Origin of the sequence: Streptomyces sp. NPDC090445, from assembly GCF_044769385.1 — a bacterium.
Classification (GTDB): Bacteria; Actinomycetota; Actinomycetes; order Streptomycetales; family Streptomycetaceae; genus Streptomyces.
In genome coordinates, this window is sequence record NZ_JBIVXV010000057.1 from 1 (window position 1) to 15,627 (window position 15,627).

The window sequence follows — 15,627 nt, forward strand, 5'->3', positions numbered from 1 at the left end:
TCACCCGACACCACCACCGAGGACGGCCCGTTGGCAGCGGCAACCGAGATCCGCTCCTCACCCCACGCAGCAATCCGCTCCCGCACCTCGCCGGCGGGCAGGGGTACGGACACCATGCCGCCCAGACCGGCCAGCACCCGCCCGATCGCCTGACTCCGCAGAGCCACCACCCGCGCCGCGTCGTCAAGGGAGAGGATCCCGGCGACGCACGCGGCGGCGATCTCGCCCTGCGAGTGGCCGATCACCGCGCCGGGCCGCACGCCCGCGGCGCGCCAGACCTCCGCCAGCGACACCATCACCGAGAACAGGGCCGGCTGCACCACGTCCACGCGGTCGAATGAGGGCGCGCCTTCGGCGCCCCGGAGCACGTCCACCAACGACCAGTCGGTGAAGGGCTCCAGCGCCTTCGCACACTCATCCACCCGGGCTGCAAACACAGGTGAAGCGTCCATCAGCGCCTCGGCCATGCCCACCCATTGCGACCCCTGTCCGGGGAACACGAACGCGGTCTTGCCCCCGATGACCGACCCCTGCACCAGCAGGGGTGCGGTGCCTCCGGCGGCGAGGGTTGCCAGGCCGGCGAGGTGTTCCTCCCGGTCCCGGCCGATCACCACGGCACGCCGGTCGTGTGCCGTGCGGGTGGTGGCCAGGGAGTGGCCGATGTCGGTACGTCGCAGGTCAGGGCGGGTGGCGAGGTGGTTCAGCAGGCGTTCGGCCTGGCCGTGCAGCGCCTTCTCGGTCTTGGCGGTCAGCGGCCAGGGCAGCGGGATCCGCGGATCGGAGTCGCTGCCGTCGGCCGGCGCCGCGGTCAGTAGGGGGTGGGGGGCCTGGGGTACAGGGGTGCCCTGGACGTCGGACCCCTGCGCGGCGGGGGCCTGCTCGATGATGGCATGGGCGTTGGTGCCGCTGAACCCGAACGAGGACACGCCCGCACGCCAGGGGCGGTCACCACCGGTGTCGGGCCAGGCCCGCTGCTCGGTGAGCAGGGCGACCCCGCCTGCGCTCCAGTCCACGTGCGGGGTGGGCTCTGTGATGTGGAGGCTCTGCGGCAGCACACCGTGCTGCATGGCCAGGACCATCTTCATCACGCCGGCGACACCGGCGGCGGCCTGTGCGTGGCCGATGTTCGACTTGACGGAGCCGAGCAGCAGCGGGCGGTCGGTCGGGCGGTCCTGCCCGTACGTCGCCAGCAGGGCCTGTGCCTCGATCGGGTCGCCGAGGGTGGTGCCGGTGCCGTGGGCCTCGACGACGTCCACCTCGGCGGCCGTCAGGCGGGCGTTGGCGAGGGCCTGCCGGATGACGCGCTGCTGGGAGGGGCCGTTGGGGGCGGTGAGGCCGTTGGAGGCGCCGTCCTGGTTGATGGCCGTGCCGCGGATCACGGCGAGGACCGGGTGCCCGTTGCGCCGGGCGTCCGACAGGCGCTCCACCAGCAGCATGCCGACGCCCTCGGCCGGGCTGAAGCCGTCGGCGTCGGCGGAGAACGCCTTGCAGCGGCCGTCGGTGGACAGGCCGCGCTGGCGGCTGAACTCGATGAAGGTGCCGGGCGTGGACATGACCGTGACGCCGCCGGCGAGGGCCATGGTGCACTCCCCCGACCGCAGCGCCTGCACCGCGAGGTGGAGGGCGACGAGCGAGGCCGAGCAGGCGGTGTCGACGGTGACGGCCGGGCCTTCGAGGCCGAAGGTGTAGGAGAGGCGGCCGGAGACGACGCTGCCCGCGCTGCCGGTGGCCAGGTGCCCTTCGAGGCCGTCGGCGGAGCCGCGTACGAGGTGGGAGTAGTCGGAGCCGTTGGTGCCGACGAACACGCCGGACTGGCTGCCGCGGAGGGTCTCCGGGTCGATGCCGGCCCGCTCGAACGCCTCCCACGTGGTTTCCAGCAGGATCCGCTGCTGCGGGTCCATCGCCAGGGCCTCGCGCGGGGAGATCCCGAAGAACGCCGGGTCGAAGGCGGCCGCGTCGCTGAGGAAGCCGCCTTCGCGGGTGTAGGAGGTGCCCTGGGCGTTGGGGTCGGGGTTGTAGAGCGCCTCGACGTCCCAGCCGCGGTCGGCGGGGAAACCGGAGAGGGCGTCGCCGCCGGAGGCGAGCAGCTGCCACAGCTCCTCGGGGTTGCGGACGCCGCCGGGGAAGCGGCAGCTCATGGCGACGACGGCGATCGGTTCGGCGTCGGCCCCGGTGCCGGCGGCCGTGGGCGCGGGGCCGGCGGCCGCGGTGCCCTGGCTGCCGGCGAGTTCGGCGCGCAGGTACCGGGCGAGGACGGTGGGCGTCGGGTAGTCGAAGACGAGGGTGGGCGGCAGCTTGAGGCCGGCGGCCGCGTTGAGGCGGTTGCGCAGTTCGACGGAGGTGAGCGAGTCGAAGCCCAGCTCCTTGAAGGCACGGCCGGCCTCGACGGCGTCGGGCCCGGCGTAGCCGAGGACGCCGGCGACGGCGGTGCGGACCAGGTCCAGCAGCAGGCGTTCCTGTTCGGCCTCGGGCTGCCCGGCGAGCTGCCGGACGAGCAGGGCGGCGCTGCCGCCGTCCTCGGCGGCCTCGGTGCGGGCGCTGTCCATGACCTGGCGTGCCTCGGGCAGGTCGTGCAGCAGCGGCCGGGCGCGGCCGGAGGTGAAGGCGAGGACGAAGCGCTTCCACTCCATGTCGGCGACGGTCAGGGTGGTCTCGTCGCGGTCCAGGGCGTGCTGGAGTGCGCTGACCGCCCGGCCGGGGGCCATCTCGATCACGCCGTGGCGGCGCATGCGGTCGCCGACGGCGCCCTCGGCCATGCCGCCGTCGCCCCAGGGGCCCCAGGCGAGGGAGGTGGCGGGCAGGCCGGAGGCCCGCCGGTACTCGGCGAAGGCGTCGAGGAAGGCGTTGCCCGGCGCGTAGTTGCCCTGTCCGGGGGCGCCGAAGGTGGCGGCGAAGGAGGAGAAGAGGACGAACGCGGACAGGTCGAGGTCGCGGGTCAGCTCGTGCAGGTGCCGGGTCGCGTCGACCTTGACCCGCAGGACCCGCTCGATCTGCTCGGGCGTCAGCGCTTCGATGACTCCGTCGTCGAGGACGGCCGCCGTGTGCACGACGGCGGTGAGCGGCCGGTCGGCGGGGACGGTCGCGAGGAGCGCGGCGAGGGCGTCGCGGTCGCTGACGTCGCAGGCGGCGATCGTCACCTCGGCGCCGAGCGCGGTCAGTTCCCCTGCCAGTTCGGCGGCGCCGGGGGCGTCGGGGCCGCGGCGGCTGGTGAGGATCAGGTGCTCGGCGCCGTTCGCGGCGAGCCAGCGGGCCACGTGCGCGCCGAGCGCGCCCGTACCGCCGGTGACCAGGGTCGTGCCGCTCGGCCGCCATGCGCGTACCGCCGGCGTGTCGGCCAGGCGGGCGCGCACGAGGCGCCGTACGAGGATCCCGGCGGGCCGGACGGCGACCTGGTCCTCGGCGGCGTCCCCGGCGAGGACGCCTGCCAGCCGGGCCAGCGCCCGGTCGTCCACGGCGTCCGTGCCGCCGGGCAGGTCGATCAGGCCGCCCCAGCGCTCGCCGTGCTCCAGTGCGGCCACCCGGCCCAGGCCCCAGACGGGCGCCTGCGCGGGGTCGGGCTGCCGCTCGGCGCGGGCTGCGCGGACGGCACCGCGGGTGACGCACCACAGCGGGGCGGCCACATCGGTGTCGCCGAGGGCCTGGACGAGGGCGAGCGTGGCGATCACGCCGGCGGCCGCGTCGGTCCCGGCGGGGGTCAGGAGGGAGAGGACGCCCGATACGGCGGGCCCCTCGGCGAGGGTCTCGCCGATCCGCCCGGCCAGCTCGGCCCGCGCGTCACGGCTGCGGGGGACGGCCATCCGCCGTACGTCGGCGCCGTGTTCGGCGAGCGCCCGCAGGACGGCATCGGCGACGCCGTCGTCGGCGGTCCCGGCCGCGGCGTCGGGGACGGCGACCAGCCAGGTGCCGGAGAGCCGGGCAGCGGCCGGCTCGGGGGCCGGCTTCCAGGTGATCCGGTAGCGCCAGCCGTCGACCGCGGACCGCTCCTGGCTCTGCCGCCGCCAGGCGGACAGCGCGGGGAGCAGCGCCGTCAGCGCCTCGTCCGCGTCGATGTCCAGCTCGGCGGTGAGGGCGGCCACGTCGTTGGCCTCGACGGCCTCCCAGAAGCGGGCGTCGGCCGTGTCGGCCGGGTACGCGGCCGCAGTCTCGGCCTCCTGGGCGGCGCCGCTCTCCAGCCAGAACTGCTCCTGCTGGAAGGCGTAGGTGGGCAGGTCCACGCGGCGTGCACCGGTACCGGAGAAGACGGCTTCCCAGTCCACCTCCACGCCACGGGCCCAGGCCTCGGCCAGGGACAGCCAGAACCGTTCCAGGCCGCCTTCGTTGCGGCGCAGGGAGCCGAGGACGGCGGCCTCACGACCCGCGTCCTCCACCGTCTCCTGGATGCCGACGGTCAGCACCGGGTGCGGGCTGGACTCGACGAACACACCGAAGCCCTGGTCGAGGAGGGTGCGGGTGGCCTGCTCGAACTCGACGGTCCGGCGCAGGTTGCGGAACCAGTACCCGGCGTCCAGCTCCGGACCCTTGACCCACTCACCGGTGACGGTGGACAGGAACGGAACCTCGGCGGCCCGGGGCTCGATCGGCGCCAGCAGCTCCGCGAGCTCCCCACGCAGCAGCTCCACCTGCGCGGAGTGCGAGGCGTAGTCCACCGCGATCCGCTTGGCCCGCACGCCATCGGCCTCACACGCGGCCAGGAACTCGTCCAGGGCCTGGACCTCACCCGACACCACCACCGAGGACGGCCCATTGGCAGCGGCAACCGAGATCCGCTCCTCACCCCACGCCGCAATCCGCTCCCGCACCTCGGCAGCGGGCAGGGGTACGGACACCATGCCGCCCAGACCGGCCAGCACCCGCCCGATCGCCTGACTCCGCAGAGCCACCACCCGCGCCGCGTCGTCAAGGGAGAGGATCCCGGCGACGCACGCGGCGGCGATCTCGCCCTGCGAGTGGCCGATCACCGCGCCGGGCCGCACGCCCGCGGCGCGCCAGACCTCCGCCAGCGACACCATCACCGAGAACAGGGCCGGCTGCACCACGTCCACGCGGTCGAGCGAGGGCGCGCCCTCGACACCGCGCAGGACATCCGTCAACGACCAGTCGGTGAAGGGCTCCAGCGCCTTCGCGCACTCGCCGATCCGCGCGGCGAACACGGGTGAGGTGTCCAGCAGTTCCGCGGCCATGCCCACCCACTGCGAGCCCTGCCCCGGGAACACGAAGGCCGTCTTGCCGCCGGCCACCGAGCCGGTCACCACACCCGCGGCCAGCGCTCCCGACGCCACCGCGCCGACCCCGGCTGCGTGGTCGCCGAGGACCACGGCGCGGTGCTCCAGGCCGGCCCGGGTCGACGCCAGCGACCAGGCCACGTCGACCGGATCGGCCGCGGCCCCCGCTTCCGCCGCCGCCTCCGTCGCGAGCCAGCCGGACAGGCGTTCTGCCTGCGCCCGCAGTGCGGCTGCGCTCTTGCCCGACAGCACCCACGGCACCACCGGCATCGCCGAGCGGGGCTCCGAGTCGGGGGTCTCCGGGTCGGGGGTCTCCGCCTCCGGCGCCTGCTCGACGATCACGTGTGCGTTCGTGCCGCTGAACCCGAACGACGACACGCCCGCACGGCGCGGGGCTCCGGTCTCCGGCCAGGGGACGGGGTCTGCGATCAGGGAGACGGCGCCCGCCTCCCAGTCGACGTGCGGGGTCGGCTGGTCGAGGTGGAGGGTCTTGGGCACGATGCCGTGGCGCATCGCCTCGACCATCTTGATGATGCTCGCGACACCGGCGGCGGCCTGGGTGTGCCCGATGTTGGACTTGATCGAGCCGAGCAGCAGCGGCCGGTCCTCCGGCCGGTCCTGGCCGTAGGTGGCGAGCAGGGCCTGGGCCTCGATGGGGTCGCCGAGAGTCGTACCGGTGCCGTGGGCCTCGACGACGTCCACGTCGGCGGCTCCCAGGCGGGCGTTGGTGAGCGCCTGGTGGATGACGCGCTGCTGCGACGGCCCGTTGGGGGCGGTCAGGCCGTTGCTCGCGCCGTCCTGGTTGACGGCCGAGCCGCGGATCACGGCGAGGATCGGGTGCCCGTTGCGCTGCGCGTCCGACAGGCGCTCCACCAGCAGCATGCCGACGCCCTCGCCCCAGCCGGTGCCGTCGGCGGCGGCCGCGAAGGGCTTGCAGCGGCCGTCGGGGGCCAGGCCGCGCTGGCGGCTGAACTCGGTGAAGGTGGCCGGGGTCGCCATGACGGTGACACCGCCGGCGAGGGCCATGGTGCACTCCCCCGCCCGCAGCGCCTGCACGGCCAGGTGCAGGGTGACGAGGGAGGACGAGCAGGCGGTGTCGACGGTGACGGCCGGGCCTTCGAGGCCGAAGGTGTACGCCACGCGGCCGGAGGCGATGCTGCCGGAGCTGCCGGTGCCGAGGAAGCCCTCGACGCCTTCGGGGACGGAGTCCAGGCGGGCGGTGTAGTCGTGGTACATGACGCCGGCGAAGACGGCGGTCCGGCTGCCGCGCAGGGAGGTCGGGTCGATGCCGGCCCGCTCGAAGGCCTCCCACGAGGCCTCCAGCAGCAGTCGCTGCTGCGGGTCCATGGCCAGGGCCTCGCGCGGGGAGATCCCGAAGGGGGCGGGGTCGAAGCGGGCGGCGTCGTAGAGGAAGCCGCCCTCGCTGACGTAGCTGGATCCGGCGCTGTCGGGGTCGGTGTCGTAGAGCGTCTCCACGTCCCAGCCGCGGTCGGCGGGGAAGCCGGAGATGGCGTCCCGGCCGTCGGCGACGAGCCGCCACAGGTCCTCGGGGGTGCGGACACCGCCCGGGTAGCGGCAGCTCATCGCGACGATCGCGACGGGTTCCTGGTTCTGCTCCTCGACCTCGCGCAACCGCCTGCGGGCCTGGCGCAGATCGGCGGTCGCCCGCTTGAGGTAGTCGCGAAGCTTGTCCTCGTTCACCATGTGCGTGGGCTCCATGCCAGAGAGGCGGTCGTACGGGTCGGTCTGACCGTGGTGGTGGTGTGGTAGGGGGCCGGGCGGGGCCGGGGAAGGCCCCGCCCGGCGGTCTCGGGCTGCTCGGCTCGGCTCAGGAGGTGCCGAGCTCGTCGTCGAGCAGGTCGAAGAGCTCGTCGTCGGTGACCGTGTCGAGGTCGTCGTCGGTGTCCTCGCCGGTGCCGGTGGCGCGGCCGGGTTCCTGGCGGGCGGTCCACTTGGCCGCGAGGGCCTGGAGGCGCATCATGATCCGCGAACGGGTCACGCTGTCCGTGTCCGCCGCGTCGGCGGACGCCAACGCGGCTTCCAGCCGGTCGAGTTCACCGAAGACGGTGGGTCCGTCGGTGCCGAGGGGCAGGGCGGACCGCAGGTGCGCGGCGAGCTGCTCGGGGGTCGGGTGGTCGAAGACGATCGTGGCCGGGAGGCGGAGGCCGGTGGCCGCGCCGAGCCGGTTGCGGAGTTCGACGGCGGTCAGGGAGTCGAAGCCGAGCTCCTTGAACGCGCTGCCCGGTTCGATGGCTGCCGCACCGCTGTGGCCGAGTACCTGGGCGACGTGGGTGCAGACCGTGTCGAGCAGCACCCGGTCCCGTTCGGCGGGCGGCAGTTGGGCCAGCCCCTCCGCCAGCGATCCCCCGGCGTCCGGGGCCGCGCCGGTGCTCGTCCGGCGGCGTACGGGCGTACGGAGCAGGCCGCGCAGCAGGGGTGCGACGCCGTCGTCGGCGCGGGCCTGGAGTGCGGCCAGGTCGAGCCGGGCGGGCACGAGCAGGCTCGCGGTCGGCGGCTCGGCAGGGCCGTCACCGGGGCCGTCCCGGTGGGCCGTGGAGGCCCGCAGGGCCGCGTCGAACAGGGCCAGCCCGTCGGTTTCGGACAGGGCGTCCATGCTGCCGCGGCTCAGGCGCTGCCGGTCCTGGTCGTCGAGGGTCGCGGCCATGCCGGCCTCGTCGTCCCACAGGCCCCAGGCGAGCGAGACGCCCGGCAGGTCCTGGGCCCGGCGGTGCTGGGCGAGGGCGTCGAGGAAGGTGTTGCCGGCCGCGTAGTTGGCCTGGCCGGCGTTGCCGAAGACTCCGGCCGCGGAGGAGAACAGGACGAACGCCGCCAGGTCGAGGTCCCGGGTCAGTTCGTGCAGGTTCCAGGCTGCGTCGGCCTTGGGCCGGAGCACCTTCGCGATCCGCTCGGGGGTGAGCGAGGTGACGGTGCCGTCGTCGAGCACACCTGCGGTGTGCACGACCGCGGTCAGCGGGCGCCCGGCCGGTACGCCGGCCAGCAGTGCGGCGAGGGCGTCCCGGTCGGCCGCGTCGCAGGCGGCCCAGGTGACCTCGGCGCCCAGGTCCCGCAGTCCGGCCGCGAGTTCGGTGGCTCCGGCCGCGGCCGCGCCGCGGCGGCTGGCGAGCAGCAGGTGCCGTACGCCGTGTGCGGTGACGAGGTGCCGGGCGAGCAGGCCGCCGAGGGTGCCGGTGGCGCCGGTGATCAGGACCGTGCCGTCGGGGTCGAGGCCGTGGTCGGCGGGGGTACCGTCCGCGGTCAGGTCCGTGGGCGGGGTGAGGGTCGCGCGGGCCAGGCGGGGTGCCCGTACGGCTCCGTCGCGCAGGGCGAGCTGCGTCTCGTCGGTGGCGAGGGCGGCGGGCAGGGCCCGGTGGGAGGTGTCGTCGCCGTCGAGGTCGATCAGCACGAACCGGTCCGGGTGCTCGGCCTGCGCGGACCGCACCAGGCCCCACACGGCGGCGTGCGCGAGGTCCGTCACGTCCTCGCCGGGGTCCGTGGCGACGGCGCCGCGGGTCACGACCGCGAGCCGGGACGCGGCGAACCGCTCGTCCGCCAGCCAGCCCTGCAGCAGTTCCAGGGCCTGCCCGGTCGCGGCGTGCGCGGCCGCGGGTACGGCCGCACCGCGTCCGGCGGTGGCGAGGTCGGGGGCCAGGGAGACGAGGACCGTCTCCGGTGCCGGCTCGCCGAGGGCCTCGGCCAGGTCGAACGCCTCGGCGAGGGCGCCCAGGTCGGGGTGGGTGTGGTCGGCCGTGTCGCGGAGGACGCCGGTCCGTTCCAGGCCCGCGCCCGTCTTGAGCGGGTCCGCGCCGAGCAGCGCCCAGCGGCTGCCGGATTCCGGCCGTGCCTCGGGCAGCGCGAGCGCGCTCCAGTCGACCTGGAAGAGCGCCTCGCGCACGGGTCCGGTGCCGCGACCGGCGGCGGCAGGGCCGTCGGTGGAGAGGGGGCGCAGGACGAGCGAGTCGACAGTGAGGACCGGCCGGCCGGTGCCGTCCCACAGGGTGAGGGCGACCGCGTCCCGGCCGGCCGGTGCCATCCGTACGCGCAGTGCGGCGGCGCCGGCGGCGTGCAGCCGTACGCCGTCCCAGGAGAACGGCAGCCGCGCGCCCTCGGGGCCGTCGGGGAAGAACTCCCCGAGCCCGACGGCGTGCAGGGCGGCGTCCAGCAGCGCCGGGTGCAGCCCGTACGGGGCGGCTTCCGGGAGGCGGTCCTCGTCGAGGGCGACCTCGGCGAACACCTCGTCCCCGAGCCGGTAGGCCCGGCGCAGGTTGCGGAAGGCGGGGCCGTAGCCGAGCCCGATGGCGTCGAAGCCGGGGTAGAGGTCGTCCACGGGGCAGGCGAGGGCTCCGGCCGGCGGCCACTCCTCCAGGGCCTGGCCCTCGGCGTCCGCGGCGTCGGGCGCGAGGACACCGTCGGCGTGCCGGGTCCACGGCTCGTCGGGGGCGGCCTGTTCGGGGCGCGAGTAGACCTGGAAGGCCCGGCGCCCGTCCGCGTCCGGCTCGGCCACGGCGAGCCGCAGCTGGAGGCCGCCGGTCTCGGGCAGCACCAGCGGTGCTTCGAGGGTGAGGTCGTCCAGGCGGCCGCAGCCCGCGTGGTCGCCGGCCCGGACGGCCAGTTCCACCAGGGCGGCGCCCGGCACCAGGACGGTCCCGGCGACGCGGTGGTCGGCCAGCCAGGGCTGGGTGCGCAGCGAGAGCCGCCCGGTGAACAGGAACCCGTCCGAATCGGGCAGGTCGACCGCCGCCCCGAGGAGGGGGTGCGCGGTCGCGCCGAGCCCGGCGGAGGCGACGTCGCCGGCGAGCGCGTGGGCGGGGGCCTCCAGCCAGTACCGCTGCCGCTGGAAGGCGTACGTGGGCAGGTCGACCCGGCGGGCGCCGGTACCGGCGTAGTACGCCGCCCAGTCGACGGCGGTCCCGCGCAGGTGGGCTTGGGCGAGGGCGGAGGCGAGGACGGCGTCCTCGGACCGGTCCGCGCGCAGCACCGGTGCGAAACCGGCGCCGTCCCGGATGACGCAGTCCTGCGCGAGCGCGGAGAGGACACCCTCGGGCCCGAGTTCGAGGTACGTGGTGACCCCCGCCTCTTCCAGGGCCCGGATCCCGTCGAGGAAGCGCACGGCCTCCCGGACGTGCCGGACCCAGAAGTCGGCCGAGGCCATCTCCTCGCCCGCGAGGGCGCCGGTCAGGTTGGACACGACCGGGATCCGGGGAGCGGCGTACGCCAGCCCCTCGGCGACCTCGCGGAAGGCGTCGAGCATGCCGTCCATGTGCGGCGAGTGGAACGCGTGGCTGACCGTCAGCCGCTTGATCTTCCGGTCGGAGAAGGACTCGGCGATCGCGACCGCCGCGTCCTCGTCACCGGCGACGACCACCGACTCCGGGCCGTTGACCGCGGCCACGCTCACCCCGTCGGTGAGCAGCGGCAGGACCTCGTCCTCCGACGCCTGGACGGCGATCATCACGCCGCCGGCCGGGAGCGCCTGCATCAGGCGGCCACGGGCCGCCACCAGCGTGCACGCGTCGTCCAGCGAGAAGACACCCGCCACATGCGCGGCGGCGATCTCACCGATCGAGTGCCCGGACAGGAAGTCCGGCTTCACGCCCCACGACTCCAGCAGCCGGAACAGCGCCACCTCGACGGCGAACAGCGCCGGCTGGGTGTACTCCGTCCGGTCCAACAGACCCGCATCCGACCCGAACAGCACCTCCTTCAGCGGCAGTTCGAGATGGGCGTCCAGCCCGGCGCAGACCGCGTCCAGTGCCGCGGCGAACACCGGCTGGCCCGCGTACAGCTCTCGGCCCGCGCCCAGGCGCTGGCTGCCCTGGCCGGTGAAGAGGAAGGCCAGTTTCCCTGCGGTCGGCGTGCCGTCGAGCACGCCGGCCGGTCGGTTGCCTTCGGCGAGGGCGGCGAGGCCGGCGAGGAAGCCGTCGCGGTCCTCGGCGACGACGGCGGCCCTCCGGTCGAGGGCGGTCCGGCTCGTGGCGAGGGAGTAGCCGATGTCCGTGAGGGACAGCTCGGGGTGGTCGGCCGCGTGCGCCGCGAGGCGTGCGGCCTGCTCGCGCAGGGCCTCCGGGTCCTTGGCCGACAGGAGCCACGGCTGGCTGCCGGGCCTGCGCGTGGGCTCGGGCTGCCGTGTCTCGGCCTCCGTGGGCTCGGGGGCCTGCTCGATGACGGCGTGGGCGTTGGTGCCGCTGAAGCCGAAGGAGGAGACCGCGGCGCGGCGCGGGCGTCCCGTCTCCGGCCAGGCGGTGGACGTGTCCAGGAGCGTCACGGCTCCGGCCGCCCAGTCGACGTGCGGGGTGGGCTCGTCCGCGTGCAGGGTCTGCGGAAGCACCCCGTGCCGCATCGCCATGATCATCTTGATGATGCCGGCGACCCCGGCGGCGGCCTGGGTGTGGCCCATGTTGGATTTGATGGAGCCGAGCAGCAGCGGCCGTTCGGCGGGCCGGTCCTGGCCGTAGGTCGCGATCAGGGCCTGGGCCTCGATCGGGTCGCCGAGCGTCGTACCGGTGCCGTGTGCCTCGACCGCGTCCACGTCGGCGGCCGACAGGCCGGCGCTCGCCAGGGCGGCGCGGATGACGCGCTGCTGGGAGGGGCCGTTGGGGGCGGTCAGGCCGTTGCTCGCGCCGTCCTGGTTGACGGCGGTGCCGCGGACCACGGCGAGGACGGGGTGGCCGTTGCGGCGGGCGTCGGAGAGCCGCTCGACGATCAGCACACCGGCGCCTTCGGACCAGCCCGTGCCGTCGGCGTCGGCGGAGAAGGCCTTGCAGCGGCCGTCGGCGGCGAGGCCCCGCTGCCGGCTGAACTCCAGGAAGGCCCCGGGGCTCGCCATCACCGTCACGCCGCCCGCGAGGGCGAGCGAGCACTCCCCGTTGCGCAGCGCCTGCACGGCCAGGTGCAGGGCCACCAGGGAGGAGGAGCAGGCGGTGTCGACGGTGACCGCCGGGCCCTCCAAGCCGAACGTGTACGACAGCCGGCCGGAGATGACGCTGGCCGCGGTACCGGTGGCGAGGAGGCCCCCCACGCCCTCGGGCAGGGCGGCGAGCCGGGTGGCGTAGTCGTGGTACATGACGCCGGCGAAGACGCCGGTCGGGGTGCCGCGCAGGGTGCGCGGGTCGATGCCGGCGCGTTCGAACGCCTCCCACGAGGTTTCCAGCAGGAGCCGCTGCTGCGGGTCCATCGCCACGGCCTCGCGCGGGGAGATCCCGAAGAACGCCGGGTCGAAGGCGGAGGCGTCGGAGAGGAAGCCGCCCTCGCGGGCGTAGCTCGTGCCCTCCTGGCCGGGGTCGTCGGCGAACAGGCCGTCGATGTCCCAGCCGCGGTCGTCGGGGAATCCGGAGATGACGTCCCGGCCGTCGAGGACGAGCCGCCACAGGTCCTCGGGCGACTGCACGTCACCGGGGTAGCGGCAGCCCAGGCCGACGATCGCGATGGGCTCGTCGTCGCGGACGGCGGCCACCGGCCGGGGCGACGGCGCCGCGGGGGCCGCGCCGAGCAGCTCGGTGCGGAGGTGGTCGGCCAGGACCGTCGAGGTCGGGTAGTCGAAGACGAGGGTGGCCGGCAGACGGAGCCCGGTGGCGGCGCCGAGCAGGTTGCGGAGTTCGACTGCGGTGAGGGAGTCGAAGCCGAGCTCGCGGAAGGAGCGGTCGGCGTCGACCGCGTCGGGCCCGGCGTAGCCGAGCACGGAGGCGACCTGGGTGCGCACCAGGTCCAGGACGAACGCCTGCTGTTCGGCGGCCGTCATGGCGGCGAGCCGAGCGGCGGGGCCGCTCGTGTCGTGGGCGGGACCGCCGGCGCCGGCCCGGCGTACGGGCGTCCGCACCAGCCCGGACAGCAGCGGCGGGAGCGTCCCGCTGCCCGCCCGGGCGCGCAGGGCGGCCGGGTCCAGCTTCACCGGCACCAGCAGCGGCGGCTGTCCGGTGGCGGAGGCGGCGTCGAACAGTGCCACGCCCTCGGCGGCGGACAGGGCGTTCGCCCCGCCGCGGCCCAGCCGCGACACGTCCTCGGAGTCCAGGGCAGCGCCCATGCCGCCGGCGGCGTCGGACCACAGGCCCCACGCGAGCGAGGTACCGGCCAGCCCCTGGCCCCGGCGGTGGGCGGCCAGGGCGTCCAGGAAGACGTTGCCGGCCGCGTAGTTGGCCTGGCCGGCGTTGCCGAAGACACCGGCGGCGGAGGAGAACAGGACGAAGGCCGACAGGTCGAGGCCGCGGGTCAGCTCGTGGAGGTTCCACGCCGCGTCCGCCTTCGGGCGCAGCACCGCGGACAGCCGCTCGGCCGTCAGCGAGCCGATGACGCCGTCGTCCAGGACACCGGCGGTGTGCACGACCGCCGTCAGCGGGTGCTCCGCCGGGATCCCGGCCAGTACGGCGGCCAGCGCATCACGGTCGGCCACGTCACAGGCCGCCCAGGCGACCTCGGCGCCCAGACCCGCCAGCTCCGCCGACAGCTCCGGGGCACCCGCGGCCGCCTCACCGCGACGGCTGACCAGCAGCAGGCGCCGTACGCCGTGCCCGGCCACTAGGTGCCGGGCGAACAGCGCGCCCAGCGAACCGCTCGCGCCGGTGACCAGCACCGTGCCCTCGGCGTCCCACGCGGCGGCGGTCCCGCCGGCCGGGGCCGCGGCGCGGACCAGCCTCGGCACCAGGACCGCGCCTCCCCGTACTGCCACCTCGGACTCGCCGGAGGCGAGGGCGGCCGCGAGGGCGGCCTGCACGTCACTGTTGTCGCCGCCGGTGTCGGTGTCGGTGTCGACCAGGAGGAAGCGGCCGGGGTTCTCGGACTGTGCCGACCGCACCAGGCCCCGGACCGCGGCGTGCACCGGATCCGGCAGACCCTCGCCGGGTACGGCCTCCACCGCGCCCCGCGTCACGAACGCCAGGCGCCCGCCCTCGGGCCGGTCCTCGGACAGCCACTCCTGCAGCAGCCCCAGCACCCGCGCCGTCTCGGCGTGCACCGCTTCCGGCACCGCGGGAAGGCCGTCCGTACGCAGGTCGGTGACGACGACGTCGGTCGCATCGCCCGGAGCCGGAGCCGTGGCCGCCCGGTCGGCGGGGAGCGCCGTCCACTCGACCCGGTACAGGGACTCCGGGCGGCCGTCGCGGGCCGCCGCGCCGATCTGCTCGGCCGAGACCGTGCGCAGGGCCAGCGCGTCCACGGAGGCGACGGCCTGACCGGCCGTGTCGGCCAGGTCCAGGGACACCGCGCCGGGGCCGGCCGGAGCGAGGCGGACACGCGCCGCCGAAGCGCCGGCGGCGTGCAGCCGTACGCCGCTCCAGGCGAACGGCAGCCGCGCGGCACCGGCACCGGCACCGGCGTCGTCGGCCGGGGAGGTCAGGAGGTCACCGTCCAGCGCCAGGGTGTGCAGGGCGGAGTCGAGCAGGGCCGGGTGCAGCCCGAACGCGTCGGCGTCGTTCTGCGCCGGTCCGTCCAGGGCGAGTTCGGCGAAGAGGGCGCCGTCGCGCCGCCAGGCCGCCCTCAGGCCCTGGAACAGGGGGCCGTAGCGGAGCCCGGAGGCGTCGAGCAGTGCGTACGCGTCGTCCACCGGGACGGGGGCGGCATCGGCCGGCGGCCAGACGCCCAGGTCGGCGGTGGCCGCGCGGACCTCGTCGGTGAGCAGGCCGGCGGCGTGCCGGAGCCACGGCTCGTCCTCGCCGTCGGCCGGGCGGGAGTACACGGCGACCGGGCGGCGGCCGGAGGGGTCCGGGGCGCCGACGGTGGCCTGGACCTGCACCGCGTCGCCGGCGTCGGGCAGGACGAGCGGCGCCTGGAGGGTCAGCTCGTCCAGGGCCGGGGCGCCGACGCGTTCGCCGGCGTGCAGCGCCAGCTCCACGAACGCCGTGCCCGGGACGAGGACGGAGCCCATGACCCGGTGGTCGCCGAGCCAGGGGTGGGTACGCAGCGAGAGGCGGCCGGTGAGGACGCAGCCGTCGGCGTCCGCGAGGGACACCGCCGCCCCCAGGAGCGGGTGACCGGCGGTGGCGAGGCCGAGCCCGGTGGCGTCACCGGGCAGCGGGGTGCCGGTCTCCGGCCAGTACCGCTCCCGCTGGAAGGCGTACGTGGGGAGGTCGACGCGCTGCGTGGTCGTCCCGGCGAAGTACCCGGCCCAGTCGGCTTCGACGCCTCGGCAGTGGGCCTGGGCGAGCGCGGCGGTGAGGGTCTCGGCCTCGGGGCGGTCCGCGCGCAGCATCGGGGCGAAGGCGGCGGTGGTGCCGTCGGTGAGGCAGTCCTGGGCGAGGGCGGACAGGACACCCTCGGGCCCGAGTTCGAGGTACGTGGTGACCCCCGCCTCTTCCAGGGCCCGGATCCCGTCGAGGAAGCGCACGGCCTCGCGGACGTGCCGGACCCAGAAGTCGGCGGAGCCCATCTCGTCCGAGACGAGGGCGCCGGTCAGGTTGGACACGACCGGGATGCGCGG

The 15,627-nt window shown here is 75.7% G+C and carries 2 protein-coding genes; both read right to left on the bottom strand.

All coding sequences use genetic code 11. From position 1 onward, the window contains the following. On the bottom strand, positions 1-6,923 hold a 6,923-nt coding region (locus tag ACIQUT_RS39820; protein ID WP_403570570.1), incomplete at its 3' end, for a type I polyketide synthase. A 127-nt stretch (positions 6,924-7,050) separates the two neighbouring features. Then, the coding region (locus ACIQUT_RS39825; protein ID WP_403570569.1) for an SDR family NAD(P)-dependent oxidoreductase at positions 7,051-15,627 on the bottom strand (8,577 nt) is incomplete at its 5' end.